This is a genomic window from Stenotrophomonas sp. YJH_SMC_21 (genome assembly GCF_059369555.1).
On sequence record NZ_JCAFSU010000001.1, the window covers coordinates 19,860 to 43,922 of the forward strand.

The 24,063-nt window shown below is 67.4% G+C and carries 26 protein-coding genes and 1 other RNA gene; 18 read left to right on the forward strand and 9 right to left on the reverse strand.

Annotation, left to right across the window (positions count from 1 at the left end):
* Positions 1 to 35 precede the first annotated feature (35 nt).
* The 4 genes from hemW to pepQ all read left to right on the forward strand — a co-directional run bounded on the left by hemW (position 36) and on the right by pepQ (position 5,522).
* Complete coding sequence (gene hemW / locus AC5P67_RS00090; protein WP_033834955.1) at positions 36 to 1,262, forward strand: radical SAM family heme chaperone HemW; 1,227 nt, start codon at positions 36 to 38, stop codon at positions 1,260 to 1,262.
* A 202-nt stretch (positions 1,263 to 1,464) separates the two neighbouring features.
* On the forward strand, positions 1,465 to 3,744 hold the full coding sequence (locus AC5P67_RS00095) for a DUF1631 family protein (protein WP_329754920.1): 2,280 nt from the start codon (positions 1,465 to 1,467) through the stop codon (positions 3,742 to 3,744).
* Positions 3,741 to 4,115, forward strand: coding sequence for a PilZ domain-containing protein (locus AC5P67_RS00100; protein WP_005410894.1), 375 nt, complete (start codon positions 3,741 to 3,743; stop codon positions 4,113 to 4,115). Before AC5P67_RS00095 ends, AC5P67_RS00100 begins: the two co-directional genes overlap by 4 nt.
* A gap of 75 nt (positions 4,116 to 4,190) precedes the next feature.
* Positions 4,191 to 5,522, forward strand: coding sequence for a Xaa-Pro dipeptidase (pepQ, locus tag AC5P67_RS00105; protein WP_059035314.1), 1,332 nt, complete (start codon positions 4,191 to 4,193; stop codon positions 5,520 to 5,522).
* 543 nt (positions 5,523 to 6,065) lie between these two features.
* Here pepQ and AC5P67_RS00110 read toward each other — a convergent pair.
* Both AC5P67_RS00110 and AC5P67_RS00115 read right to left on the reverse strand, forming a co-directional pair.
* On the reverse strand, positions 6,066 to 7,388 hold the full coding sequence (locus AC5P67_RS00110) for an aminopeptidase P N-terminal domain-containing protein (RefSeq protein ID WP_086010248.1): 1,323 nt from the start codon (positions 7,386 to 7,388) through the stop codon (positions 6,066 to 6,068).
* 5 nt (positions 7,389 to 7,393) lie between these two features.
* Complete coding sequence (locus AC5P67_RS00115) at positions 7,394 to 7,942, reverse strand: YecA/YgfB family protein (protein WP_005410897.1); 549 nt, start codon at positions 7,940 to 7,942, stop codon at positions 7,394 to 7,396.
* Positions 7,943 to 8,095: 153 nt separating this feature from the next.
* Between AC5P67_RS00115 and AC5P67_RS00120 the strand changes: the two genes are divergently transcribed.
* From AC5P67_RS00120 to AC5P67_RS00155, 8 genes are all read left to right on the forward strand, one after another.
* Complete coding sequence (locus AC5P67_RS00120) at positions 8,096 to 8,317, forward strand: TIGR02449 family protein (RefSeq protein ID WP_005410898.1); 222 nt, start codon at positions 8,096 to 8,098, stop codon at positions 8,315 to 8,317.
* On the forward strand, positions 8,314 to 8,610 hold the full coding sequence (locus AC5P67_RS00125; RefSeq protein WP_005410899.1) for a cell division protein ZapA: 297 nt from the start codon (positions 8,314 to 8,316) through the stop codon (positions 8,608 to 8,610). Before AC5P67_RS00120 ends, AC5P67_RS00125 begins: the two co-directional genes overlap by 4 nt.
* Before the next feature lie 154 nt (positions 8,611 to 8,764).
* A non-coding RNA gene (gene ssrS, locus AC5P67_RS00130) (6S RNA) lies at positions 8,765 to 8,950 on the forward strand.
* Positions 8,951 to 9,033: 83 nt separating this feature from the next.
* On the forward strand, positions 9,034 to 9,627 hold the full coding sequence (locus AC5P67_RS00135) for a 5-formyltetrahydrofolate cyclo-ligase (protein ID WP_087802398.1): 594 nt from the start codon (positions 9,034 to 9,036) through the stop codon (positions 9,625 to 9,627).
* A complete protein-coding gene (locus AC5P67_RS00140) occupies positions 9,624 to 10,103 on the forward strand; it encodes an EVE domain-containing protein (RefSeq protein ID WP_005410901.1) in 480 nt (159 codons plus the stop codon). Before AC5P67_RS00135 ends, AC5P67_RS00140 begins: the two co-directional genes overlap by 4 nt.
* 22 nt (positions 10,104 to 10,125) lie before the next feature.
* Complete coding sequence (rpiA, locus tag AC5P67_RS00145) at positions 10,126 to 10,773, forward strand: ribose-5-phosphate isomerase RpiA (RefSeq protein WP_005410902.1); 648 nt, start codon at positions 10,126 to 10,128, stop codon at positions 10,771 to 10,773.
* Positions 10,774 to 10,794: 21 nt separating this feature from the next.
* Positions 10,795 to 11,238, forward strand: coding sequence for a DUF192 domain-containing protein (locus AC5P67_RS00150; RefSeq protein ID WP_005410903.1), 444 nt, complete (start codon positions 10,795 to 10,797; stop codon positions 11,236 to 11,238).
* A 144-nt stretch (positions 11,239 to 11,382) separates the two neighbouring features.
* Positions 11,383 to 12,228 carry a SirB1 family protein gene (locus AC5P67_RS00155; RefSeq protein ID WP_495214252.1) on the forward strand — a complete coding sequence of 282 codons (846 nt, stop codon included), beginning with the start codon at positions 11,383 to 11,385 and terminating at the stop codon, positions 12,226 to 12,228.
* A 78-nt stretch (positions 12,229 to 12,306) separates the two neighbouring features.
* Here AC5P67_RS00155 and AC5P67_RS00160 read toward each other — a convergent pair whose 3' ends face one another.
* Positions 12,307 to 12,531 carry a rubredoxin gene (locus AC5P67_RS00160; RefSeq protein WP_005410905.1) on the reverse strand — a complete coding sequence of 75 codons (225 nt, stop codon included), beginning with the start codon at positions 12,529 to 12,531 and terminating at the stop codon, positions 12,307 to 12,309.
* Positions 12,532 to 12,565: 34 nt separating this feature from the next.
* Here AC5P67_RS00160 and thiE point away from each other — a divergent pair, with 34 nt between their 5' ends.
* Together thiE and hemL are read left to right on the forward strand one after the other, a co-directional pair.
* Entirely contained in the window at positions 12,566 to 13,192 is a 627-nt protein-coding gene (gene thiE, locus AC5P67_RS00165; RefSeq protein WP_049460853.1) for a thiamine phosphate synthase, read from the forward strand.
* A gap of 16 nt (positions 13,193 to 13,208) precedes the next feature.
* Complete coding sequence (hemL, locus tag AC5P67_RS00170) at positions 13,209 to 14,498, forward strand: glutamate-1-semialdehyde 2,1-aminomutase (RefSeq protein WP_329754670.1); 1,290 nt, start codon at positions 13,209 to 13,211, stop codon at positions 14,496 to 14,498.
* Between the two features lie 72 nt (positions 14,499 to 14,570).
* Here hemL and azu read toward each other — a convergent pair whose 3' ends face one another.
* Positions 14,571 to 15,020, reverse strand: coding sequence for an azurin (gene azu / locus AC5P67_RS00175; RefSeq protein WP_012481174.1), 450 nt, complete (start codon positions 15,018 to 15,020; stop codon positions 14,571 to 14,573).
* A gap of 122 nt (positions 15,021 to 15,142) precedes the next feature.
* Here azu and AC5P67_RS00180 point away from each other — a divergent pair, with 122 nt between their 5' ends.
* A complete protein-coding gene (locus tag AC5P67_RS00180; protein WP_005410909.1) occupies positions 15,143 to 15,745 on the forward strand; it encodes an HAD-IA family hydrolase in 603 nt (200 codons plus the stop codon).
* Positions 15,746 to 15,798: 53 nt separating this feature from the next.
* Here the strand turns inward: AC5P67_RS00180 and AC5P67_RS00185 are convergent, their stop codons facing one another.
* Complete coding sequence (locus AC5P67_RS00185; RefSeq protein ID WP_329754669.1) at positions 15,799 to 17,025, reverse strand: acetylornithine transaminase; 1,227 nt, start codon at positions 17,023 to 17,025, stop codon at positions 15,799 to 15,801.
* Between the two features lie 63 nt (positions 17,026 to 17,088).
* Between AC5P67_RS00185 and AC5P67_RS00190 the strand changes: the two genes are divergently transcribed.
* Positions 17,089 to 17,961 carry an ion transporter gene (locus AC5P67_RS00190; RefSeq protein ID WP_005410911.1) on the forward strand — a complete coding sequence of 291 codons (873 nt, stop codon included), beginning with the start codon at positions 17,089 to 17,091 and terminating at the stop codon, positions 17,959 to 17,961.
* Between the two features lie 55 nt (positions 17,962 to 18,016).
* Here the strand turns inward: AC5P67_RS00190 and AC5P67_RS00195 are convergent, their stop codons facing one another.
* Both AC5P67_RS00195 and AC5P67_RS00200 read right to left on the reverse strand, forming a co-directional pair.
* Positions 18,017 to 19,009 (reverse strand): YiiG family protein, encoded by a 993-nt coding sequence (locus AC5P67_RS00195; protein ID WP_100438083.1) that lies wholly within the window; start codon positions 19,007 to 19,009, stop codon positions 18,017 to 18,019.
* Between the two features lie 93 nt (positions 19,010 to 19,102).
* The gene (locus tag AC5P67_RS00200) at positions 19,103 to 19,921 is read right to left on the reverse strand and encodes an SDR family oxidoreductase (RefSeq protein WP_329754668.1); all 819 of its coding nucleotides are present in this window, start codon (positions 19,919 to 19,921) and stop codon (positions 19,103 to 19,105) included.
* A 108-nt stretch (positions 19,922 to 20,029) separates the two neighbouring features.
* Between AC5P67_RS00200 and AC5P67_RS00205 the strand changes: the two genes are divergently transcribed.
* Entirely contained in the window at positions 20,030 to 20,713 is a 684-nt protein-coding gene (locus AC5P67_RS00205) for a hypothetical protein (protein WP_005414380.1), read from the forward strand.
* Between the two features lie 51 nt (positions 20,714 to 20,764).
* Here AC5P67_RS00205 and AC5P67_RS00210 read toward each other — a convergent pair whose 3' ends face one another.
* Both AC5P67_RS00210 and AC5P67_RS00215 read right to left on the reverse strand, forming a co-directional pair.
* Positions 20,765 to 21,253: a DUF2867 domain-containing protein gene (locus AC5P67_RS00210; protein WP_217279012.1), complete on the reverse strand. Its 489-nt coding sequence runs from the start codon at positions 21,251 to 21,253 to the stop codon at positions 20,765 to 20,767.
* Positions 21,254 to 21,267: 14 nt separating this feature from the next.
* Positions 21,268 to 21,930 carry a serine/threonine-protein kinase gene (locus AC5P67_RS00215; RefSeq protein WP_114618188.1) on the reverse strand — a complete coding sequence of 221 codons (663 nt, stop codon included), beginning with the start codon at positions 21,928 to 21,930 and terminating at the stop codon, positions 21,268 to 21,270.
* Positions 21,931 to 22,015: 85 nt separating this feature from the next.
* Here AC5P67_RS00215 and AC5P67_RS00220 point away from each other — a divergent pair, with 85 nt between their 5' ends.
* On the forward strand, positions 22,016 to 24,013 hold the full coding sequence (locus AC5P67_RS00220; protein WP_114618189.1) for a bifunctional DedA family/phosphatase PAP2 family protein: 1,998 nt from the start codon (positions 22,016 to 22,018) through the stop codon (positions 24,011 to 24,013).
* Positions 24,014 to 24,063 lie beyond the last annotated feature (50 nt).

A 24,063-nucleotide genomic window follows, 5' to 3' on the forward strand; every position in this document is an offset into this window, starting at 1 on the left:
AAGCCGGCCAGCGGCCGGCACTACCGAAGAAGCCCATGCCGCACGCCCACGACCACTGCAACCACCTGCCCGGCGAAGCCTGCTCCGCCGACCACGACAACCCGCCGCGGCTGGTGCCGCCACCGCTGTCGTTGTACGTGCACCTGCCGTGGTGCGTGCGCAAATGCCCGTACTGCGATTTCAATTCGCACCAGGCCAAGGGCGAGCTGCCGTTCGACGCTTATATCGATGCGCTGCTGCGCGACCTCGACCAGGACCTGCCGCTGGTCTGGGGCCGGGTGGTGCACAGCGTGTTCTTCGGTGGCGGCACGCCCAGCCTGTTCCCGCCGGAGGCGATCGACCGCTTCCTGCAACAGGCCAGCGCACGCCTGCGTTTCGCGCCCAATGCCGAAATCACCCTGGAAACCAACCCGGGCACCGCCGAGCATGGCCGTTTCGACCGCTACCGCGCGGCCGGCGTGAACCGCCTCAGCTTCGGCATCCAGAGTTTCGACGACGCCATGCTCAAGCGCCTGGGCCGCATCCACGACAGTGGCGAAGCCGAGCGCGCGGTGAAGATGGCGCAGGACGCGGGCTACGACAACTTCAACATCGACCTGATGTACGCGCTGCCGGAACAGACCCTGGCCGGTGCCGAGGCCGACCTGGAACGCGCGTTCGCGCTGCAGCCGGCACACATCTCCCACTACCAGCTGACCCTGGAACCGAACACGGTGTTCTTCGCGCGGCCGCCGCAGGGCATTCCCGATGAAGACAACGCCTGGGACATGCAGGAACACTGCCAGGCATTGCTGGCACAGGCCGGTTTCGGCCAGTACGAGGTCAGCGCCTATGCGCGCCCCGGCCGGCAGAGCGCGCACAATCTGAACTACTGGCGCTTCGGCGACTACCTGGGCATCGGTGCCGGCGCGCACGGCAAGATCAGTTCCGGCGCCGAGGAGCATGTGCTGCGGCGTTGGAAGCTGAAGCACCCGCAGGCCTACCTGGACAGCGCCGGCACGCCCGCCTCGTTCGGCGGCGACGATGTGATCGCGCCGGAGCGCCTGCCGTTCGAATACATGCTCAACCTGCTGCGCCTGCACGAAGGTTTTGGCCTGCGCGATTTCGAGTCGCGCACGGGGCTGCCGCGCAGCGTGCTGGACGCTCCCCTGGCCGAGGCCGTGCAGCGCGGCTGGCTGGACATGACCGATGGGCATGTGCAGCCGACCGAGCTGGGCCGCCGCTTCACCAACGATGTGGTGAGCCTGTTCCTGGAAGATTGATCCTCGCCTGACAGAGGATCGTTCCGGCCGCTGGCCGGCAATCCGGTGAAGACATATCTGCCGGCCAGCGGCCGGCACTACCGTTCATCGGTCGGGCCAGGCCCGGCGGATGCGATTCACGTTCAGCCTAAAGTAGCGCCGACATCGGCCGACACGGTAGATTCACCAGATCGATCCGCGGGAATCCGGGTACCGCCTGCCGATGTCAGCTGTCTTTTCCATCACTCCTGCCGACAAGAACCGCCTGGCCGCCAGCGATCTGCCACCGCGGGTACGTGAGCTGCTGGGCGCGCTGATCGGCCTGTGCCGGCAGACGCTGGCGGCGCCCCTGATCCTGACCGTCGAGGCGCTGGAGCAGACCCTGCTGCACGACGCCGACCGCGCACGCAATCCGCAGCAGCAGGCCGAGCTGATGGCCCAGCGTGGACAGCTGCACGCCTTCGCCGGCCATTTCGCCGATCGCATGCTCGATGCCGTGGCCGACGCCCTCGCGCGGTTGCGCGAACCGGTCAGCGGTGTCAGTACCAGTGCTGGGCCGCCAGCGCTGCCGGGCATGCTCGGGCTGTCGCTGGTTGATGAGCACGAAGTGGATCGCGACCTGCTGCTGACCGAGATGGTGCGGCGCGAAACCCTGCGTTCAACCAACACACTGAACCTGCTGGGCCAACGCCTGGGCGTGCTGGCGGCGGCGCCGGCCTTCGAGGCCGACACCCTGCCACTGGCACCGCAGGCACTGTGCGCGATGGTGCGCCGGATTGCCGAACAGGACGCGCTGAGCGTCGAGGTACAGCTGGCGCTGTATCGCAGTTTCGAACGGCAGGTGCTGGAACGGCTGGGCGATATCCTTGACCGTGCCAATGCCCTGCTGGCCCAGTCCGGTGTACTGCCGGGGCTGGTCTACACCCCCTACCTGGCACGCTCGTCGAGCACGCGGCGGATCATCACCCAGTCGGTGGGGGGCGGCCGCACCACGCAGCCGGCCAAGCGCACCGCAGCCCCCTTGACCGGCTGGAACGGTTCGGCACCGGCCGGCTCCTGGTCCAGCCTGGTACAGGACGCCTTCCACGAGGGCGGCGCAGCCGGCCCCGCCACGCCGGGCGTGACCACCTCCACTGGCAGTGCACTGCATGAGCTGCTGCAGCAGGCACGGCACGGCAGCCCTGCCCCGGGGGACAGCGGCGCGGTGCCCAGCGCGGCAGTCGACGCGGTACTCGCGCGCCTGCAGGCCCAGTCCAGTGCGGCAACCGGTGTGGCCGACCTGCAGGCTGCCGTGGTCGCGCAGCTGCGCAGCGAGCATGGTGCGCAGGCCCAGCTGGGCAGTCACGACCGGGACAACCTCGACCTGCTGCGCATGCTGATGCAGCAGGTGCAACAGCAGCAGCGTCCCGATCCAGTGCCGGCCGCGCTGCTGGCCCGCCTGCAGGTACCCCTGGCACGCGCCGCCATGGCCGATCCGGGCTTCTTCGTGCGCGACGAACACCCCGCGCGTGAGCTGCTCAATCAGATCGCCGAAGTCGGCGCCAACTGGCTGGGCGATGAGGATGTCGACCCGCAGCTGCTGCAGCGCATGGCGCAGAGCGTGCAGGGCCTGCTGGGGCAGGATGCGCGTGCGCCGGAAGTCTTTGCCGCCGCCAGTGAAGACGTGCAGCAGCACCAGCGCGCGGCGGCCCATCGTGCCGAACTGGCCGAGCGCCGCCATGTGGAAGCCGCGCGCGGCAAGGAACGATTGGAACTGGCCCGTCGCCAGGCCACCGCACAGATCGACCAGTGCTGCGACACCCGGTCGCCACCGCGTTTCGTGCAGACCTTGCTGCGCCAGGCCTGGGCCGATGCACTGACCCTCACCCGCCTGCGCCATGGCGACGATTCACCGCAATGGCAGGAGCGCCTGCAACAGACCGAGCGCATCGCTGCCATCACCGCGCAGGCCATCGACGCCCCCCGCGGCACCGATACCGCACTGGCAGCGGACGTGGAGGCCGCATTGCTGCAGGTCGGCTACCACGCCGAGGAAGCCGCCGCTGTCGCGCGCAGGCTGGCCACGCCCGGCGGCGAGGATGAAAGCACCTCGCGTACCGAGCTCAGCGCACGCCTCAAGGCACGTGCGCGCCTGGGCGAGCACGCCGGCACGAACAGTGGCGCCGCACCTGCCACGCCGCGCAGCAGCGCCGAAGAAGCGGCCTACCAACAGCTGTCCAGCCTGCCGTTCGGCAGTTGGTTCGACATCGACATGGGCGATGGCACGATGCGCCGCCAGCGCCTGTCCTGGTACAGCCTGCTGACCGGCCACGCGTTGTTCGTCAATGCGCGCGGGCAGAAGATCACCGATACCGACCTGGATGCGCTGGCACGGCAGATCAGTGCCGGGCGCGCGCAGCTGGTCACCGAAGACAAGGGCCGGCTGGTCGACCGTGCCTGGGAAGCCAGCCTCGGTGCGCTGCGCGCACTGGCCACGGCTCGCGCACAGGAGACCCCCGCATGAAAGCCGTACCGCCGCAGGACACCCGCCGCGCGCCGCGGCGCCAGGTCTCGGACCTGGTGCCGGTTACCGACCAGATGCGCGAGTGCGTGGTCGGGCGCCTCGGCAATGTCTCCGAAACTGGCATGCTGATGCTGGCCAGCATGCCGCTGCGCGAGGATGCGCTGTACCAGCTGCGCTTTCCCTTGCCATTGGGTGATGGCCGCCAGCAGGCCATCGACGTAGGCGTGCATCTGCTGTGGAGCGAGCCCGCACACGTTCCCGGGCAGAGCTGGACCGGCTTCCGCTTCCTGACCCTGTCGCGCGAGCATCGGCAGCTGCTGCGGCAGTGGGTGGGCGAGGACAGCGACGAGGGACCGGTTTCGACGGCCTGAGTGCCGGTTCCGGCACAGCGGTTTTTCGCGGTATGCGGCAGAATCTAGGGCCGTTTTCCGTGTCGAGCCACCGCAATGATCCAGCAAGACCCCGGCGCCCTGTATTCCGACCACCTGGCCGTGCTGTGCCGACGCGCCGAACAGGCGCTGGCCCGCGGCGGCTTCGACCATCTGGTGGTGCCCAGTGGCACCCTGCACTACCAGGTGTTCGACGACCGCGACTACCCGTATGCGGTCAACCCGCAGTTCAAGGCCTGGCTGCCGCTGACCCGCGTGCCCAACAGCTGGATCGTGTTCACCCCGGGCAAGCGCCCGGCGGTGATCTTCCACCAGCCCTTCGACTACTGGCACGTGGTACCGGACGCCCCCAGTGGCTGGTGGGTGGAGCACTTCGACATCCACATCATCCGCAAGCCCGAAGAGGCGCTGGCCCTGCTGCCGGCCGACCCGTCGCGCTGCGCGATCCTGGGCGAGCCGCAGAGCGCACTGTGCAACTACGTGCCGAACAATCCAGCGCCGGTGGTGAACTACCTGGAATGGCACCGCGGCAGCAAGACACCGTATGAAATCGCACTGATGCGCCAGGCCCAGGTGCTGGGCGTGCGCGGCCACCGCGCCGCCGAGGCCGCGTTCCGCAACGGTGCCGACGAATTCAGCATCCACATGGCGTACTGCCAGGCCGTCGGCCAGGATGCCAACGAACTGCCCTACGGCAACATCGTGGCGTTGAACGAACACGCCGCCGTGCTGCATTACACCGAGCTGGGCCGCAAGGCACCGCAGCCGCTGCGCAGCTTCCTGATCGACGCCGGCGCCAGTGCGCACGGCTACGCCAGCGACATCACCCGCACCTACGCCGCGCAGGGCCACGACGAATTCGCCGCGATGATTGCGGCCGTCGACGCGGCCCAGCAGCAGATGTGCGCAGCGGTGCGCCCGGGCTTCGACTACAAGCAGCTGCACGTGGACGCACATCTTTCGCTGATGGGCGTGCTGAAGGACTTCGGCGTGATCAAGGTGTCGCCACAGACCGCGCTGGAGACCGGCGTCAGCGCCGCATTCTTCCCGCACGGCATCGGCCACCTGATCGGCCTGCAGGTGCACGACGTGGCCGGCTTCGCCGCCAGCGACGAAGGTGGCCGCATCGAGCGCCCGGCCGGCCATCCCTACCTGCGCCTGACCCGCGTGCTGGAACCGGGCATGGTGGTGACCATCGAGCCAGGCCTGTACTTCATCGACATGCTGTTGAACGAAGTGAAGGACGCCGGCCATGGTGATGCGATCAACTGGGAGCGCGTGGACTTCTTCCGTCCGTATGGTGGCATCCGCATTGAAGACGAAGTGCTGTGCACTGATGGCGAGGCGGACAACCTGACGCGACCGGCGTTTGCGGCGGCGAACGGCTGAGCCCCTCGTGGTTGGTCGCTTGGAGCAAAAGCCGCGCTTTGCCGGGCGGGGTGGGTTTGCAGGACACGCCGTAAACCCATCCATGGGGGCTCGATGGCGCCATCCATGGCGCCAACGGTCCTGCAAACCCACCCCGCCCGGCCTTTGACAGTTTCCTGCGCGCGTCCAACCACGGAAAAGAAAAAGAAAAGCAAAAGCGGGTCGCTCGCTGCGCTCGCTCTGTGTCGACCAAGGTCGACACCTACCAACAGCCGCAATTGCCCGTAGATCCACGCCATGCGTGGATGATTCATTCGATATCTGACAGATGTGCCGACCAACGGTCGGCACCCACCAACAGCCACAGGAATCTGTCAGGGGTGGGGCGGTGTGGGTGGGCAGGACCGTTGGCGCCATGGATGGCGCCATCGAGCCCCCATGGATGGGTTTACGGCGTGTCCTGACCACCCACACCGCCCCGCCATCCCACGGAATGCCGCTCTGGCATTGGCAGTTGCCGTTGATTGCAGCGGGTGCAGGGCTGCAAGCCCTGCAGAACACCCCTTACCCCGCCATCACCGCTTCAATCTCGTCGGCGCTGCGCGCCAGGCCTTCGGTCAGCACGCGATGGCCGTCATCGGTGATCAGCACGTCATCCTCGGTACGGATGCCGATACCGCGCCAGCGCGGTTCCACCGTCGTGTCATCCACGCCGATGTACAACCCCGGCTCGATGGTGAACGCCATGCCCGGCTCCAGCAGACGCGAGTCACCGGCCAGGCGGTAGTCGCCCACGTCGTGCACGTCCATGCCGATCCAGTGCCCGGTCTTGTGCCGGTAGAAGCGCTGGTACAGGCCTTCGGACAGGTTCTTTTCCAGCGTACCCTTCAGCAGGCCCAGCCGCAGCAGGCCCTCGGTCAGGGTCTGCACTGCGGCGAGGTGACCGGCTTCGTACGGCACGCCCGGCCTGGCCTGGGCCAACGCAGCGGCCTGCGCATCGCCGACCAGGTCGTGCAGTGCACGCTGCTCGGCGCTGAAGCGGCCATTCACCGGGAACGTGCGGGTGATGTCGCTGGCGTAGCCACGGTACTCGGCACCGGCGTCGATCAGCACCAGCTCGCCGTCGCGCGAACGCGCGTTGTTGTCGCGGTAATGCAGGATGCAGCCGTTGCGGCCGGCACCGACGATGCTGCAATAGGCCGGCACGGCGTCGTTGGCGCGGAACACGCGTTCCAGCTCCGCCTGCAGTTCGTACTCGTGGATGCCGGCCCTGGCGGCCTTCATCGCGGCCAGATGCGCACGCACGCTGATCTGCGCGGCGTGGTGCATCAACGCCACTTCGGCACCGGACTTGAACAGGCGCTGCTCGTGCAGCAGGTGGCCCAGTTCGAGGAACTCGTGCGGCGGCTGCGCACCGTGGCGCACCTGCGAACGCACGCGGTTGACCCAGCCGATCAGCTTCAGGTCGAAGTCGGCATCCCGGCCGAAGTGGTAGTAGACGCGCGAACGGCCTTCCAGCAGGCCCGGCAGGATGTCGTCCAGATCATCGATCGGGTAGGCATCGTCCATGCCGTACTGCGCCACCGCGCCTTCCTGGCCGGCGCGGCTGCCGTCCCAGGCTTCGCGTTCGGCATCGCGCTCGCGGCAGAACAGGATGGCCTCGCCGTGGCGTCGGCCCGGGATCAGTACCAGCACTGCTTCCGGCTCCGGGAAGCCGCTCAGGTACTGGAAATCCGAATCCTGCCGGAACGGATAATGGGTATCGAGGCTGCGCACCTTCTCGGCCGCGGCCGGCAGCACCAGGATCGCGTCCTCGCCGGCCATGTCCATCAGCTGGCGGCGGCGACGCTTGTACTCGCCGGCGGCAATGCCGGTGCGCTGCTTGATATCCATCAGTTCAGGCGCTGACGATGGCGCGAGGCCAGCACCACGTCGCCGTGCAGCAAGAGCACCGCCACGCGGATGAATTCCTCGATCTCCGACAGAGCTTCGTCGTCATCATCGCCACCGGCCTCGAAATCCTCGCTGGAGGCACGCGCCAGGCTGGCCATGTCGGTCAGCGCTTCCTCGCCCTCTTCGGACAGGGTCGGGCGGCGGCCGCCGCTGCCCAGGCCGAAGCCGCCCAGGAAGGAACGGGTCCAGCTGAACATGGCATCGGCCTGCGCGGATACGTCGTCGCCGTCGGTCAGCAGCAGCTCGAAGGCGAAGTCGCGGTCTTCCAGCTGCTTGATGGTGGCCTGCAGCAGCTGTCCCAGCACGCTGTCGGCAGCCACCGGCGGCAGGTTGTCGTCGGCCAGCACGCGCGCCGGCCAGTCGTTGCCGGGGGCACCGCCGGCAGCCAGCCAGCCGCACAGCGCGCCGTGCAGCTCGGCAGCGGTGGCGCCCAGGCCCAACGCCTGGCTGGCGCGGGTAACGTCGTCGACGGAGGGAAGTTCGGTCATCGTGCGGCTCGTTCGGAAAGGAAACCCGGGGCGCGCACGCGCGCGCCCGTGAGACCCCGTAGTGTAGCAACCCGACGGCATCCTCTCCGCAGGCGTCCAGCCTTGCTGCGACAACGCTTGACCGCCCTTGCCCGGCTTGCCTATCGTGCCCGCATGGAACCCGCCGATCCCCTTGCCCAGCTGCAGGACTTCGCCGCCCGCGTGGAAGCGTTGCTTGAACGCAACCAGCGCCTGGCCGAGGAGAACCGCAGCCTGCGCCACCAGCAGGAACAGCTGGTGGCCGAGCGCTCGACGCTGCTGGCCAAGAATGAGCAGGCACGTTCGCGGGTGGAAGCAATGATCAGCCGGCTCAAATCCCTGGAGCAGCACACATGAGCGCCGAACCGGTCAGTGTCCGCATCCTCGATCGTGAATACACCGTGGGCGTCGGCGGCGATGAACGTGACAGCCTGATGGCCGCCGCACGCCTGCTGGATGCGCGCATGCGCGAGATCCGCGGCAGCAACCGCATGGCCGCGGTTGATCGCGTTGCCGTACTGGCCGCGTTGAACCTGGCCCACGAACTGCAGCTGCTGCGCGACGAGAACGCCCGCCAGGCGGTGGCGCTGCAGCAGACGCTGGCCGATCTGAACCGGCGCCTGGACCGCGCCATCGACGGCACCCCCTAGAAAAAGGGGACGGAGGGGATTAAGGCGCATTCGCCCCCATCCGTGCCGGAAACGTCTTAATCCCCTCCGTCCCCTTTTCGCATATCTGAATTGGCACGGACTGTTGCCGACGAACGGCCTATCCAGATCCTGCGTGCTGGCTATAATGGCCACGCGTTCTCTGCGGTACTCGACGGCATGTGCAAACATTCGCCTTGTCCCTTAAGAACGACACCGGGAGCGCGACAGCGCCGGGAGTGCAGGTCCGCCTTGCAGCGGGAAGCCCGATGGTTCTCCAGCGTTCCCACTTGAGCCCCCGGGTTCAAGGTCGTTTCGCATGCATCGACATTGCGGAGAATGCAATATTCCAGCAAGGGCGGCGTCTTCGGGCGTCGCCCTTGTTCTTTCCGGCACAATGACGGCTGATCCTTGCCGCACGCTGCCATGACCGACCCGCGCCAGGCCCTGCGCCACGACCTGCGGCAACGCCGCCGCGACCTTTCCGCCGCTGAGCGCATCGCCGCCGCCGAATCGCTTGCCGATGCCCTGCTCGCCCTGCCGTTCGCCCCGCGCGAAGGCGCCGTGGCCGGCTACTGGGCGCTGGATGGCGAGATCGCCCTGCACCGCTGGCAGTTGCAGTTGCCCGAAGGCCTCACCTACTGCCTGCCGATGCTGGCCGGCGACGTGCTGCGCTTCGCGCCGTGGCGGCCGGGGCAGCCGCTGACCAGCAACCGCTACGGCATTCCCGAGCCGGACGTGGCGCTGGAAGACACACTGGAACCAGCACAGATGGCGCTGGTGGTGGCCCCGCTGGTGGGTTTCGACACGCAGTGCCGGCGGCTGGGCATGGGGGGCGGCTGGTATGATCGCAGCTTCGCCTTCCGCCACGACCGGCCGGCGCCGCCCTGGCTGGTCGGTGCTGCGTTCGCGGTGCAGCAGGTCGAGTCCTTGCCGGTGGCGTCGTGGGACGTGCCGGTGGATGCGATCTGCACCGAAGACGGCACCCTGTTCCCCTCCGCTGCCCCCGTGAACGCATGACCGCCCGCAAGCGCTACTGGCTGATGAAGTCCGAACCGGACGCCTTCTCCATCGATGACCTGGCCAAGGTCAAGGTCGAACCCTGGAACGGGGTGCGCAACTACCAGGCGCGCAACTTCATGCGCGATGGCATGCAGGTGGGCGACGGTATCCTGTTCTACCACTCCAATACCAAGGTGCCGGGCATCGTCGGCCTGGCCACGGTGGCCAGTACGGCCTACCCGGACGACACCCAGTTCGATCCGAAATCCGACTACCACGACCCCAAGAGCACGCGCGAAAACCCGCGCTGGATGCTGGTGGACGTGGCCTTCGACCGCAAGCTCAAGCAGGTGATCGCGCTGGACGAGATCAAGCTGCACGCCGAAGAACTCGGCGAGGGCTTCCCGCTGGTTGCCAAGGGCAACCGCCTGTCGGTGTTCCCGGTGACCGCCGCGCAGTGGAAGCTGCTGCTGTCGCTGGAAAAGAAATCCTGATTCCCTGCCTGAGAGTTCTCCCATGTCCGAAGCCAAGCGCCTGGCCGCCGAGAAAGCCATCGAGTACGTTGAAGACGGCATGATCGTCGGTGTCGGCACCGGTTCCACCGTGGCCTATTTCATCGATGCCCTGGCCCGCATCCAGCACCGCATCAAGGGCGCTGTTTCCAGCTCCGAGCAGAGCACCGCGCGCCTGAAGCAGCACGGCATCGAGGTGATCGAGCTGAACCACAGCGGCAACCTGTCGCTGTACGTGGACGGCGCCGATGAGTGCGACGCCAACAAGTGCCTGATCAAGGGCGGCGGCGCCGCGCTGACCCGCGAGAAGATCATCGCCGAGGCCAGCGAGCGCTTCATCTGCATCATCGACCCGAGCAAGCAGGTGCCGGTGCTGGGCAGGTTCCCGCTGCCGGTGGAAGTGATCCCGATGGCGCGCAGCCTGGTCGCCCGCCAGATCCGCGACATGACCGGCGGCCAGCCGACCTGGCGTGAAGGCGTGGTCACCGACAACGGCAACCAGATCCTGGACATCCACAACCTGCAGATCACCGATCCGGAAAAGCTGGAGCGCGAGCTCAACCAGCTGCCGGGCGTGGTCTGCGTTGGCCTGTTCGCACGCCGCCGCGCCGATGTGGTGATCGTCGGCGGCGAGCCGCCGGTCGTGCTCTGACCCTTTCGAAGGATCCTGACGATGTCGCTGTTGCGTTCGCTGCTGATGCTCCCGCTGCTGGCCCTGGCTGGCTGCGCCACCGACGCGGCCCGCCACTGGGTCGAACTGGATGGCGCCCGCTACCAGGTCGAGCTGGCCACCAACGATGAAACCCGCGCACGCGGTCTGATGTTCCGCGACCAGATGGCGGCCGACCACGGCATGCTGTTCATCCACGACCGCGAGGAAATGCAGGCGTACTGGATGAAGAACACCAGGATCGCGCTGGACATCCTGTACTTCGACAGCCAGCGCAAGCTGGTCAGCCAGCAGCGTGATGTGCCGCCGTGCTCGGCCGGCGACATGTGCCCGCCCTACCCCAGCGGTGGCCCGGCACGTTACGTGCTGGAGCTCAACGCCGGCCAGGCCGAGAAGCTCAAGCTGAAGGACGGCACGGAGCTGAAGTTCGGCCCAGGCATCGAGTAACAGGGTTCTGCCCGCGGTAGTGCCGACCGCTGGCCGGCAACCCTGCAGGGGTCAGCTCCCTTTCGCACGCGAAAGGGATCTGACCCCCGGATTTTTCACGCGGCACCGCTTGAAACCGCCTGCGAATGACGCCAGTCTGTGGTCATGCAGGACCGGATCACACTCCCCGACTGGGATGCACTGGCCGACCTCGAAGACGAGGCGCTGCCCTTGTTGCCGACCGCGCTGCTGATCGCGCGCGATGAATACCCCGATCTGCAGCCGTCCACCTACGACGCGCTGATCCAGAGCCATGTCGACCACCTCCGTTCGGAAGTGGAGAGCATCGACAACAGCCCACTGAAAATGGCGGCGATCAACCGCCACCTGTTCGACGAGCTGGGCTACAGCGGCGACCACGACGAGTATTACGACCCGCGCAACAGCTACCTCAACCAGGTGTTCGAGCGGCGCCTGGGCAATCCGATCTCGTTGGCGCTGGTGCAGATGGAAGTCGCGCGCCGGCTCGGCATACCGTTGGATGGCGTGTCCTTCCCCGGCCACTTCCTGGTGCGCTTGCCGGTGGACGACGGCGTGCTGGTGATGGACCCGTTCAACGGTGGCCGGCCACTGGACGTGGACGAACTGCGCGAACGCGCCAAGTCACACCTGGGCGGACAGATGCCCGATGACCAGGTGCTGGCGCAGATCCTCGACCCGGCGCCGGCGCGCGCGATCCTGATGCGCATGCTGCGCAACCTGCATGGTGTCTACGCCGAAGCCGGTGAATGGGATCGTGCCGCACGCAGTGCCGACCGCCTGCTGAAACTGGCGCCCGAGCAGGACGACGCGCTGCGCGACCGCGGCTTGGCGTACCTGCAACTGGAGTATCTGGCCGGTGCCCGCCATGACCTGGGGCAGTACCTGAAGCGCAATCCCGAGGCCAGCGATGCGCAGTGGCTGCGCGAGAAGCTGATCGACTTCGGCGGGCCGATGCCGCGGCTGCATTGAGGGTGTCGGTGTGTGGACCAACGGTCCACACCCACCCCAACGGTCCGCACCCACAGGATGGGCCGGGTGGCCCGCCGGTCAGTCGACCTCGACCATCTCGAAATCGGCCTTGGTCACCCCGCAGTCCGGGCAGGTCCAGGTCTCGGGAATGTCCTCCCAACGCGTCCCGGGCTCAATACCCTCCTCCGGCAAGCCTTCCGCTTCGCTGTACAGGAAGCCGCAGACCACGCACATCCAGGTTCGCAGGGTGGTGGGGCTGGCGTCGCTCATCGGATAATCGGGGCTGGATTCACGGGCGGCCATTGTCCCATTGCAGCCCACGCACCGGTAGCCATCGATGACTTCTGCTTCCCCGGCGCCCCGCGGCGTCTACCTGATCACCCCCGACGAGCCCGATACCGCGCGCCTGCTGGCCCGTACCGCGCCGCTGCTGGCCGCGGGTGCCACCTGGCTGCAGTACCGCCACAAGACCGCCAGCGACGCGCTGCGGCAGGAACAGGCGACGGCCCTGCAAGGCCTGTGCGCCGCCCACGGCGTGCCGCTGATCGTCAACGACGATCCGGTGCTGGCCAAGGCCGTGGGCGCGGCTGGCGTGCATCTGGGCGGCACCGACGGGGACATCCCCAGCGCGCGCGCGCTGCTCGGTGCCGAGGCCATCATCGGCGCCTCCTGCTACGACCAGCTGGCCAATGCCGAGAAGGCCGTGGCGGCCGGCGCCAGCTATGTGGCCTTCGGCGCCTTCTTCCCGACCACCACCAAGGTCACCAGCAGCCGCGCCCACACCGACCTGCTGCGGCAAAGCGCCGCACTCGGCGTGCCGCGGGTGGCGATCGGCGGCCTGACGCCGGACAATGTCGGTCCCATCATCGACGCCGGCGCCGATCTGGTGGCCGTGGTCAGCGGTATCTATGCCGCATCGGACCCGGTCGCGACCCAGCGCGCCTATCTCGCCCAGTTCGCGTAATGCCCAGGAAAGCCCCATGAACCACGACCAGTCCCACGCCCTGTTCTCCCGTGCCCAGCAGCTGCTGCCGGGCGGCGTCAATTCGCCGGTACGTGCGTTCAAGTCGGTCGGCGGCGAGCCGTTCTTCGTTGAACGCGCCGATGGCGCCTACCTGTACGACGTCGATGGCAACCGCTACATCGACTACGTCGGTTCCTGGGGCCCGATGATCGTCGGCCACAACCACCCGGCCGTGCGCCAGGCGGTGAAGAAGGCGATCGACAATGGCCTGTCCTTCGGTGCGCCGTGCGCGGCCGAAGTCACCATGGCCGAGACCATCACCCGCCTGGTGCCATCGTGCGAGATGGTGCGCATGGTCAACTCCGGCACCGAGGCCACGCTGTCGGCGATCCGCCTGGCGCGTGGCGCCACCGGCCGCAACCGCATCGTCAAGTTCGAAGGCTGCTACCACGGCCACGGCGACTCGTTCCTGGTCAAGGCCGGCAGCGGCATGCTGACCCTGGGCGTGCCGACCTCGCCGGGCGTCCCGGCCGGCCTGAGCGAACTGACCCTGACCCTGCCCTACAACGACTTCGAAGCGGCCACCGCCCTGTTCGAACAGCAGGGTGGCGACATCGCCGGCCTGATCATCGAACCGGTGGTCGGCAACGCCAACTGCATCCCGCCGCGCGAGGGCTACCTGCAACACCTGCGTGCGCTGTGCACGAAGCATGGCGCGCTGCTGATCTTCGACGAAGTGATGACCGGCTTCCGTGTTGCCCTTGGCGGTGCGCAGGCGCATTACGGCATCACCCCGGACCTGACCACTTTCGGCAAGATCATCGGCGGTGGCATGCCGGTGGGTGCCTATGGTGGTCGCCGCGAGCTGATGCAGCAGATCGCACCGGCCGGCCCGATCTACCAGGCCGGCACGCTGAGCGGCAATCCGGTGGCAATGGCTGCCGGCCTGGCGATGCTGGAGCTGGTCCAGCAGCCGGGTTTCCATGCCGACCTGGCCGAGCGCACCGCACGCCTGTGTGCGGGTCTGGAAGCGGCCGCCGCCGACGCCGGTGTGGCCGTGACCACCACCTGCGTGGGTGCGATGTTCGGGCTGTTCTTCACCAGCGAGAAGGTGGAGACCTATGCGCAGGCCACCGCCTGTGACATTCCGGCGTTCAACCGCTTCTTCCACGCGATGCTGGAGCAGGGCGTGTTCCTGGCCCCGTCGGCGTACGAGGCCGGCTTCCTGTCCAGCGCGCACGACGATGCCGTGATCGAGGCGACGCTGGCCGCAGCACGCGTGGCGTTCAAGGCTGCCAAGGGCTGATCGCAAAAAAGGGGACGGAGGGGATTAAGTCGTTTGTGCACAAACGACTTAATCCCCTCCGTCCCCTTTTTTTCAACCGAAGACGAACTTGCCCTTCATCATCGCAAAGTGGCCAGGGAACGAGCAGAAGAAGGTGTAGTCACCGCCCTTCTGCAGGCCCTGGGTGGAGAAGCGCACGCGCGTGGTCTCGCCACCGCCGATCACCTTGGTGTGCGCCAGCACGCGCTTGTCGGCCTTCGGCAGGTAGCTGTCGGCCAGGGTCATGCGCATGCCCGCCATCGCCACCGGCTGGTAATCGGCGGTACGGGTCAGCACCCAGTTGTGACCCATCGCGGTGACAGCCAGCTTGCCGGTGTGGCGCAGGGTCAGGTCCACGGCGGTGCAGTCGGTGGCGACCTTGATCTCGCGGCTGCTGAAGCTCATCTGGTCGGTGCTGTCGATGCTGACCGCACATACCCGCGCCATCGCCGACGGCGCCAGCATCAGCGCGCCCAGTCCCACTGCCACCATCCAAGCCTTCATCGTTGCATCTCCTGCGGATTCAAGCGCCATTCTAGGCAGCCCCCTGTGGCCGCGTCTGCGACCATCTGTCGCACGCGCACTCCAGGGTTTCCGCGCATCCACCGCGATGGCATGCTCGGCTGATGCGGATCGATCTGTTGCTGCTGGATGTGGACGGCGTGCTGGTGCAGTACCAGCGCGCGCAGCGCGTGCTGCATCTGGCACAGGCGCTGGATGTCGCGCCGGAAACCGTGCAGGCCGCGCTGTACGACAGCGGGCTGGAAGCAGCACATGACAATGGCACGCTGGATGGCCCGGCCTATCTGGCGCAGCTGAGCAAACAGCTGGGCCGCACCGTTGATGTACACACGTGGATCGCGGCGCGACAGGCCGCCAGCCATCCACAGCCGGCCGTGCTGCAGCGGCTGCAGGCCCTGCAGCTGCCGATGGCGGTGCTGACCAACAATGGCGCACTGATGCAGCAGGCCTTGCCGACTCTGCTACCGGAACTGTTCCCGGCCCTGCATGAGCGCGTGTTCTGCAGCGCGGAGTTCGGCCTGCGCAAACCGGCGCCCGCGGTGTTCCTGCGCACGCTGGAAGCACTGGACGTGGCACCTGCGCGCACGCTGTTCGTCGATGACCTGTTCGCCAACGTGCGCGGCGCACGCGCCGCCGGCCTGCACGCGGAAACCGTGCGCGATGGCCGTGGGCTGGGCAAGGTGTTGAAGCGTTACGCGGTGGGCTGATCGGGGCCAGAGCCCTCTCCGCAGGAGAGGGATCCGACCCCGACGCCAAGGCGTCAGCGCGCGGCGATGAACGCGGCAATTGCCGCGCGCAGGCGCTTGAGGCCTTCAGCCACTTCTTCGTCGGTGATGTTCAGCGACGGCACGAAGCGCAGCACGTCCGGGCCGGCCTGCAGGGTCAGCAGCCCCTGCCCGGCAGCGTGGTCGAGGATCGCACCAGCCTGGCCGGCGAAATCCTTGCTCAGCACCGCACCCAGCATCAGGCCGCGACCACGCACCTCGCTGAACACGCCGAACTCTTCGTTGATGCGCGCGAAGCCATCGCGCAGCGCCTTCGACTGGCGGCTGACGTTGGCGGCGATCTCCGGCGAGGCCAGCTTGCGCAGCGCCACGCGGGCCACCGCAGCGGCCAGCGGGTTGCCACCGAAGGTAGTGCCGTGCGCGCCAAACTGCATGGTCTCGGCCACCTTCGGGCCGGCCAGCATCGCACCGATCGGGAAGCCGCCACCCAGTGCCTTGGCCAGGGTGACCATGTCCGGCACCACGTCGTCCTGCCAGTGCGCGAAGAGCGTGCCGGTGCGGCCCATGCCGGCCTGGATCTCGTCCAGCACCAGCAGCGCGTCGTGCTGGTCGCACAGTTCGCGCACGCGCTTGAGGAAGCCGGACTTGGCCGGCATCACGCCGCCCTCGCCCTGGATCGGCTCCAGCATCACCGCCGCCACGTCACCGGCGGCCATCGCGGTTTCCAGCTGCACTTCGTCGTTGAAATCGATGTAGCGGAAGCCACCCGGCAGCGGCTCGTAGCCTTCCTGGTACTTCGGCTGCGCGGTAGCGGTCACCGCGCCCATGGTGCGGCCGTGGAAGCTGCCACGGAAGGTGATGATGACGCGCTTGTCGGCCGGGCGGCCCTGGCTGGAGGCCCACTTGCGGATCATCTTGATCGCCACTTCGTTGGCTTCGGCGCCGGAGTTGCACAGGAACACCCGCTCGGCGAAACGACTGGCCTTCACCAGTTCCTCGGCCAGGTGCAGCGGCGGTGCGCTGTAGAACACGTTGCTGGTGTGCCAGAGCTTGCCGGCCTGCTCGACCAGCGCGGCCACCAGGTCCGGATCGTTGTGGCCCAGGCCGCACACGGCGATGCCGGCAGCCAGGTCGATGAACTCACGGCCCTGGCTGTCCCATACGCGGGCGCCCTGGCCTCGCTCCAGTACCACCTGGCGGGGCTTGTAGACCGGCAGGTAATAGTGCGAAAGGGAGATCAGCGGATCGGTCGCGGCGGTCATGGCAGTCGGCAGGGTTCAGGAACGCCCATTCTCGCGCCGGAACCCCTGCGGCACAATGCGCCCATGCGACCGTTTTCCGCCCCCCAGCTCAACCCCGCCACCGAGACCGGCTGGCGCCGTCGGTGGTTCGACATCATCTACCGCCATGACACCCGCCCTTCGCGCAATTTCGACCTGATCCTGGTGGTGGCGATCGTCGCCAGCATCCTGGTGGTGATGATCGACAGCGTGCAGCACCTGCATGCCGAATGGTCCACCGGCCTGTACATCCTGGAATGGGGCTTCACGATCATCTTCACCGCCGAGTACCTGCTGCGGCTGGCGGTGGTCAAGCGCCCGCTGCGGTATGCAGTGAGCATCTGGGGCATCATCGACCTGCTGTCGATCCTGCCCGCCTACCTGTCGATGTTCATCCCCGGCGCGCAGAGCCTGCTGGTGGTGCGCGCGCTGCGCATCCTGCGGGTGTTCCGCATACTGAAGCTGACCCGCTACATCGAGGAAAGCGGCGTCCTGATGACGTCGCTGTGGCGCAGCCGGCGCAAGGTGCTGGTGTTCCTGTTCACGGTGATCACCATCACCATCATCGCCGGTGCGCTGATGTACGTGATCGAGGGCCCCGAACACGGTTTCACCAACATCCCGGCCAGCATGTACTGGGCGGTGGTGACCATGGCCACGGTCGGCTTCGGCGATATCGTGCCGCAGACCGTGCTCGGCCGCTTCGTCACCTCGGTGCTGATCCTGATCGGCTACAGCATCATCGCCGTGCCCACCGGCATCTACACCGCCGAACTGGCCAGCACCATGCGTGAAGCCGAGCAGGCCGCACGCCGCGATGCGCGTGGCTGCCCGGACTGTGGGCTGGAAGGCCATGAACCGGATGCACTGCACTGCCGCAAGTGCGGCGGCAAGCTGCCGGATGCGTTCAGTCATTGATGCGAGCGCCGGCGATATACACCGGCGCACGCTGATCACGCCATGAGCGGGAGCACTACTGGCGGTTGCTCTGGAAAACGAGCGTGTTGTATTCCTGCATCAGCTTGCTGGCCGATCCACGCGGCGCCATCGACGGCGAATCAAGCATGCGTCGTTCGAAATCGGTGTAAGGCTCTTTCTCGCTGACGCGCTGCAGCCGCGCCTTGCCTTCCCGACGGAAGTTCTCGGCCTCACGCTCGAAGCTGTTCCAGTCCAGCTTGCCCGGTTCCTGATCAGCCACCTTCGCATGCGCTTCGTCGGAAATGCGGTTGAACGCATCCAGACGCTCGCGGGCCTTGGCCTGATCGAAATCATCCTCGCTCATCAGATCCATGATGGCCTTGGCTTCCAGCATCATCGCCAGGCGGTAGTACTCGCGCGTGCGACCCTCGGCCTGCTCCAGTGCCTTGAGCTGCTCGCGCTGGGCGGCGTCGTTCTGGCGCTCCAGCTCGGCATTGAACGTTTCGCTGGCAGCCACGAAATCCTTGAAGGCGGCCATCAAGGGCGCGTGCAGCTGCTTGCCCTTGGCGAACTGGTCGTCTTCGTAGTCCTGGCGATCGTAGTAGTCGTGCGCGTCCTTGCTGATCGGCACCAGCGCCTTCAGCGCCTGCTGGTAGTGGCCGGCAGCAGCATCGAGTTCGGCCAGCACTGGCTTGGCAGCGATCGCCTCGGTCACGGGGGCATCGCACTGCTTCATGTCGTAATCGCTGATCTCGAACGGACCGTACACCTGTGTCTCGCGACCGGTCGGGCCGGCGGCGACATCCTTGATCCAGCGCGTATAGGACTCGATGCTGCCGTGGGTCTTCGAATCAAGCGCGTTGAAGCAGCCGATGTAGGCGTTGAGCTTGGCGGTCAACTGCTGCTGCGGGTCGGACGGCGCCGCGCTGGCGTCCGGCGTGCCGGAGGCAGCGCCGCCGCCCGCAGCGGCGGGTGCCTTGCCACCGCAGGCGGCCAGGATCAACGACAGCGAAGCGGCCAGCGCCGCGACGGAAAGAGTGCGTGGCATGTGTTCACATCCCTGTTGAAAACGATTACAGACGCACATTCTAGCGCAGCAGGCCGAAGCTCGCAGCCCTCGGCCTCTTCCGGCGACGTACGATCAATCCAGGAACAGATCCGGCAGCAACGGACGCGATGGATCCACTGCGTAGCCCGAAAGATCGGTGATACCCGCCTGCGCCAGCACGTCATCGTCGATCAGGAACTGGCCATGGAAGCCCGCCGCTTCGCGCACCAGCACCGCATGCGCGGCATCAGCCATGATCTGCGGCATGCGGCAGCCGGCCGCATCCACGCCCGGGATCATGTTGATCGCATCGGTGGCGATGACCGTGCGCGGCCACAGCGCATTCACCGCCACGCCCTGCGGGCCGAATTCCGCGGCCAGGCCCAGGGTAACGAAGCTCATGCCCATCTTCGCCAGCGTGTAGCCGGTATGCGGTGCCCACCACTTCGGCTCCAGACTGGGCGGCGGTGCAAGGGTGAGGATGTGCGGATTCGGCGCCTGCAGCAGGTACGGCAGGCAGGCCTGCGCGCACAGGAAACTGCCGCGCGCATTGACCTGCTGCATCAGGTCGAAACGCTTCATCGGCGTATCCAGCGTACCGTGCAGCCAGATCGCGCTGGCGTTGTTGACCAGGATGTCGATGCCACCGAAGGTATCGACCGTGGCCGCAACCGCCGCGTGCACCTGCTCTTCCTCGCGGATGTCGCACTTCAGGGCCAGTCCCTGCCCGCCTGCCGCCGTCACCGCTTCGGCCGCGGTATGGATGGTGCCCGGCAGCTTCGGATTCGGCACCGACGACTTGGCCGCAATGGCCACGTTGGCGCCGTCGCGCGCAGCGCGCAGTGCGATGGCCAGGCCGATCCCACGCGAGGCTCCGGTGATGAAAAGCGTTTTGCCCTGCAGACTGCCCACGTTCCACACTCCAGCGTATGCAATGAGCCGCTAGTATGCCGCGCCGACGCGGAGTTCACCCGGCCTTGACGATACTCGGGCCTCCAGCCAACGCACGAGGTCCACGCCATGCGCCGTTCCCGCCTGTTGCTGCCTGCCCTGGGGCTTGCCCTGCTGACTGCCTGCCAGGGCCGTTCGCCGGAACCCGGCAAGGAGCCACCCGCCGGTGACGCGCCCAGCGCGGAGAAGGCCGCCGCCGACGGCAAGATGCGCTGGAGCGAGGCCGTGGTCTGGGATGGCGATCTGAACGCATGCCGCCAGGGCGAGAATGCCGCCACCCGGGATTGCCTGCGCGATGCGATGCGAGCGGGGGGAGCAAGCGCCGAGGCGATCACCGCGGCCGAGCAACTGTCCAGCGCCGGGGAACTGGCGTATGTCACCGCCTGGCATGAGAACGAGGGGCTGGGCATTGCCACGGTCGAGTATCCCTTCCGGGCCAACACCAACGAAGGCACCCGCCTGGTCGACGCCAGCGGCAAGCGCATCGATGTGGATGCCGTACAGCTGGACGACACGCTGCGTGCCGACCCGGCCGTGCAGGAGCTGTTGAAGGCCAACCCGCAGGCCACGCCATTCGCGCCGGCGCAATCGGCCGGAGCGACACCGCTGGAGGGCGGCGGGATCCGCCTGCTGTACCGCACACCGCTGCGCGACTGCCACGCCTGCCCGGACGTGGGCCAGCTGCAGATCGCCTATGACTTCGATGCCAAGCGCAACTTCATCGGCCAGCAGGTGGTGCCGGCGACGCCGTAATCCGGAAACGCCGCGTGTCGCCGGGCATGGCCCGGCGAGCGCAGTGTCGAATCACCGGTACGCCTGCACCTGCTTCTGCAGCAGATGCGGCACGATCAACCTGTGCACGGGCGCGACCGGCAGCATGTAGAGGCGCCCGAATGCGTTATGCGTATGCACCACCGTCACCACTTCCAGCACATCGCCCTGCCATTGCAGGGCCAGCTGTACGCGCAGGTGGCGATCATCGTCTTCCAGCACGATGGCATCGTCATCCAGCGACTGCAGGGTGAAGATGCCCAGCCGCTGGCCGGCAGCCGGATCGTCGGTGTCCTGCACCGCACGCAATGAGCCAAGGTGCTTCATCCCAAGCAGGCGCATGCCGTGGTTGCGCAGCGCCATCAGACCGTCGAACCAACCGGGAATGCTCGCGGCCATGTCGCGATAGGCCTGCAAGGCCGAGCGCCCGTCACGACGGGTGGTCGCATGGCACGCATGCACGAAATCCGCACCGGGCAGCTGAGTTCGCAGCACGCTGCCCGCGCTCGGCGGCGCGCTCATCACCTGCGATGCACTCACGGCTTCGGTCCCTGCCCCTCGTTGTCTTCCCAGTGCAGGATGCGGCGGGTGACGAAGCGGTAGACCGGCTTGCCGGTGGCGAACCACAGCTCGCGCACCCACGACGTACGCTTGAGCACGCGCTTCTCCACCGGGGTGAGTGATTCGCGGCAGTACATGCGCTTGTGCTTGAGCAGGTGGCGCAGGTCCTCGCGGGCCAGCAGCCGCATCCAGCGCGAGCGCGGGTTGCCGATCACCGCCAGCTGGAAGTCGATCAGCGCCGGTCGTCCATCTTCAGTGACCAGCCAGTTGGCTTCCTTGGCCAGGTCGTTGTGGGCCACGCCATTGCGATGCAGCTGCTGCAGCAGGCGACGCGCGGCGCGGAACCAAGCCAGATCGCCGCGCGGCGGACGCTGGTACATGGCATCGCCGGCCATGAAGCTGCGGTCGAGGTGGCGGCCATCCCAGGCCAGCAGCTGCGGCACATCGGCCATGCCATGGATATGGCGCAGCGCGCGTGCTTCGCGACGTGCAAGCCACCACGCGGGCAACCGCAGCCACAGCGGCGTGGCCCCCAGATCGCGGCGTACGAACCGGCCATCGGGCCCTTTCACAAGAAGGATCCGGCCGAAGCTGTCGGCCTTCAGAGCATGGTGGGGAGCGTCTGGCGTATGCGGCATGACTCCATTCTAGGCGATGGCGCCGGTTGCAAACGGTCACGAAGCGGCTGGGAACCAGTCACCTTCACGCCCCTATAATCGGGCAATGGACTCTTCATGGATCGACGCCACGCTCGCGTGGATTGCCGCTCACCCCGTGCTGGCGGGCGCCGTTATCTTCCTCATCGCGTTCTGCGATGCGGTCATCATTCTTGGCGCCATCGTGCCGGCGCTGCCACTGCTGTTCGCGGTGGGCGTGTTCATTGGCCTGGGCCAGATCTCCGGGCCGTACGCGGTGGCGGCTGCGGCATTGGGTGCGTTTGCCGGCGATGGCATCAGTTACTGGATCGGCCGCCGCTGGGGCGACCGCCTGCGCGGCGTGTGGCCGTTCAGCCGTTACCCGCAGCTGCTCGACCGCGGCGAAAACCTGTTCCGCCGCAATGCCTTCAAGAGCATCCTGGTGGCACGCTACGTCGGCGCGATCCGCCCGTTCGTGCCGGCCATCGCCGGCATGATGAAGATGCCCGCCAGCCGCTACGTGCAGGCCAGCGGCATCGCCAGCATTTCCTGGGCGGTGCTGTTCCTGGCGCCGGGCTGGATCCTCGGCGAAGCGTACGACGCGGTGGCTGCTGTGGCCGGGCGGCTGGTGGTGGTGGTCGGCCTGCTGGCGGTGATCCTTGGCCTGGTCTGGGCCATCGTGCTGTACGGCTACCGCTGGTCGGCCGCACGCATGGACAACTGGCTGGCACGCCTGCTGGACTGGTCCAACCGCCACCCGACGCTGGGCCGCTACACCGTTGGCGTGCTGGACCCGAAGCGGCGCGAATCGGTGCCGCTGGCGATGCTGGCGCTGATGCTGCTCCTGCTGGGCTGGGGCTGGTTCGCGCTGTTGACCGTGGTGGTCGCACACGGCGAGCCGCTGGCGATCGACCTGCTGGTGCACCAGGCCATGCTGGCGCTGCGCAATCCGCTGGCCGACTACCCGATGGCTGCGCTGGCGTCGCTCGGGGCCTGGCAGGTCCTGCTGCCGGCCACCGCCGCGGCCATGGGCTATCTGATCTGGCGCCGACGCTGGATGGCCGCTGCACACTGGCTGGCGGCACTGGCCTTCGGCCTGGCGCTGACCATGCTGCTGGGCGCCACCGTGGATGTGGTGCGCCCGATCGACGCCAGCAGCGGCTTCGGCTTCCCGTCGGTGTCGGTGACCATGGCTACCATCACCTTCGGCTTCTTCGCGGTGCTGATCGCACGCGAGATGCCCGGCCGCACCCGCGTCTGGCCGTACCTGGTCTCGGGCATCGTGGTCAGCCTGATCGGCTTCTCGCGCCTGTACCTGGGCGCGCATTGGCTGAGCGACGTGATCGGCGGCATGCTGTTCGGCACGTTCTGGCTGCTGGTGCTGGGCATCGCCTATCGCCGCCGCTTCAACCGCTCGTTCTGGGTGAAGCCGGTGGCCTGGCTGTTCTACGGCGTCTTCGCCGTGGCGGCGATGTGGTACGCACCGCGCAACATCCCGGTGAAGCTGGAACGCTTCGAACCGACCCTGCCGGCCCCGCAGGCGATGGACATGCAGGCCTGGTGGCAGCACGACTGGGCCACGCTGCCGGCGCGCCGCAACGAGTTCGACGACGACCAGCGCTGGCCGCTGGACGTGCAGGTGGCCGGGCCATTGGCACCGCTGCAGGCGCAGCTGGAAGCGCGTGGCTGGAAGCGGCAGGAACAGGCCGGCTGGCAGCAGGCGCTGCTGATGCTGGACAAGAACACCGGCGCCGATGAACTGCCGGTGCTGCCGGCGACGCTGGACACCCGCGTGGAAGCACTGCTGATGGTGCGCCAGGGTGCGAAGCCGGACGAACGCTATGTGCTGCGCCTGTGGCCGGCACCCGCGCAGCTGCAGGCGGGCAACACGCCGCTGTGGCTGGGCAGTGCACAGACCCTGCGTTACGAACGCCACTTCGAGTGGATCGGCATGTGGCACCCGCTGCGTGGCGTCGACCCGGCGTTGAACGCGGTGAAGGACGCCGTGCAGGACCTGCCGCAGCGCGAGGACGTGCACAGCGAAACCGGGTTGCCGGTGCTGCGGTTGAGGACGACAACGCCCTGAGGCCGACGCCGGGCATGACCCGGCGCTGCCGGAACACGGACAGGTAGCGC

Bases quoted from the DNA above. Each gene is read 5' to 3' on its own strand.
- AC5P67_RS00125 (WP_005410899.1), top strand. From the start codon at position 8,314: ATGAGCGCCGAACCGGTCAGTGTCCGCATCCTCGATCGTGAATACACC.
- AC5P67_RS00210 (WP_217279012.1), bottom strand. From the start codon at position 21,253: ATGAGCGCGCCGCCGAGCGCGGGCAGCGTGCTGCGAACTCAGCTGCCC.
- AC5P67_RS00180 (WP_005410909.1), top strand. From the start codon at position 15,143: ATGCGGATCGATCTGTTGCTGCTGGATGTGGACGGCGTGCTGGTGCAG.
- AC5P67_RS00095 (WP_329754920.1), top strand. From the start codon at position 1,465: ATGTCAGCTGTCTTTTCCATCACTCCTGCCGACAAGAACCGCCTGGCC.
- AC5P67_RS00150 (WP_005410903.1), top strand. From the start codon at position 10,795: ATGTCGCTGTTGCGTTCGCTGCTGATGCTCCCGCTGCTGGCCCTGGCT.
- AC5P67_RS00140 (WP_005410901.1), top strand. From the start codon at position 9,624: ATGACCGCCCGCAAGCGCTACTGGCTGATGAAGTCCGAACCGGACGCC.
- AC5P67_RS00185 (WP_329754669.1), bottom strand. From the start codon at position 17,025: ATGACCGCCGCGACCGATCCGCTGATCTCCCTTTCGCACTATTACCTG.
- AC5P67_RS00215 (WP_114618188.1), bottom strand. From the start codon at position 21,930: ATGCCGCATACGCCAGACGCTCCCCACCATGCTCTGAAGGCCGACAGC.
- AC5P67_RS00160 (WP_005410905.1), bottom strand. From the start codon at position 12,531: ATGGCCGCCCGTGAATCCAGCCCCGATTATCCGATGAGCGACGCCAGC.
- AC5P67_RS00205 (WP_005414380.1), top strand. From the start codon at position 20,030: ATGCGCCGTTCCCGCCTGTTGCTGCCTGCCCTGGGGCTTGCCCTGCTG.
- AC5P67_RS00120 (WP_005410898.1), top strand. From the start codon at position 8,096: ATGGAACCCGCCGATCCCCTTGCCCAGCTGCAGGACTTCGCCGCCCGC.
- AC5P67_RS00220 (WP_114618189.1), top strand. From the start codon at position 22,016: ATGGACTCTTCATGGATCGACGCCACGCTCGCGTGGATTGCCGCTCAC.
- AC5P67_RS00135 (WP_087802398.1), top strand. From the start codon at position 9,034: ATGACCGACCCGCGCCAGGCCCTGCGCCACGACCTGCGGCAACGCCGC.
- hemL (WP_329754670.1), top strand. From the start codon at position 13,209: ATGAACCACGACCAGTCCCACGCCCTGTTCTCCCGTGCCCAGCAGCTG.
- AC5P67_RS00155 (WP_495214252.1), top strand. From the start codon at position 11,383: ATGCAGGACCGGATCACACTCCCCGACTGGGATGCACTGGCCGACCTC.
- AC5P67_RS00195 (WP_100438083.1), bottom strand. From the start codon at position 19,009: ATGCCACGCACTCTTTCCGTCGCGGCGCTGGCCGCTTCGCTGTCGTTG.
- azu (WP_012481174.1), bottom strand. From the start codon at position 15,020: ATGAAGGCTTGGATGGTGGCAGTGGGACTGGGCGCGCTGATGCTGGCG.
- hemW (WP_033834955.1), top strand. From the start codon at position 36: ATGCCGCACGCCCACGACCACTGCAACCACCTGCCCGGCGAAGCCTGC.
- thiE (WP_049460853.1), top strand. From the start codon at position 12,566: ATGACTTCTGCTTCCCCGGCGCCCCGCGGCGTCTACCTGATCACCCCC.
- pepQ (WP_059035314.1), top strand. From the start codon at position 4,191: ATGATCCAGCAAGACCCCGGCGCCCTGTATTCCGACCACCTGGCCGTG.
- AC5P67_RS00190 (WP_005410911.1), top strand. From the start codon at position 17,089: ATGCGACCGTTTTCCGCCCCCCAGCTCAACCCCGCCACCGAGACCGGC.
- rpiA (WP_005410902.1), top strand. From the start codon at position 10,126: ATGTCCGAAGCCAAGCGCCTGGCCGCCGAGAAAGCCATCGAGTACGTT.
- AC5P67_RS00115 (WP_005410897.1), bottom strand. From the start codon at position 7,942: ATGACCGAACTTCCCTCCGTCGACGACGTTACCCGCGCCAGCCAGGCG.
- AC5P67_RS00100 (WP_005410894.1), top strand. From the start codon at position 3,741: ATGAAAGCCGTACCGCCGCAGGACACCCGCCGCGCGCCGCGGCGCCAG.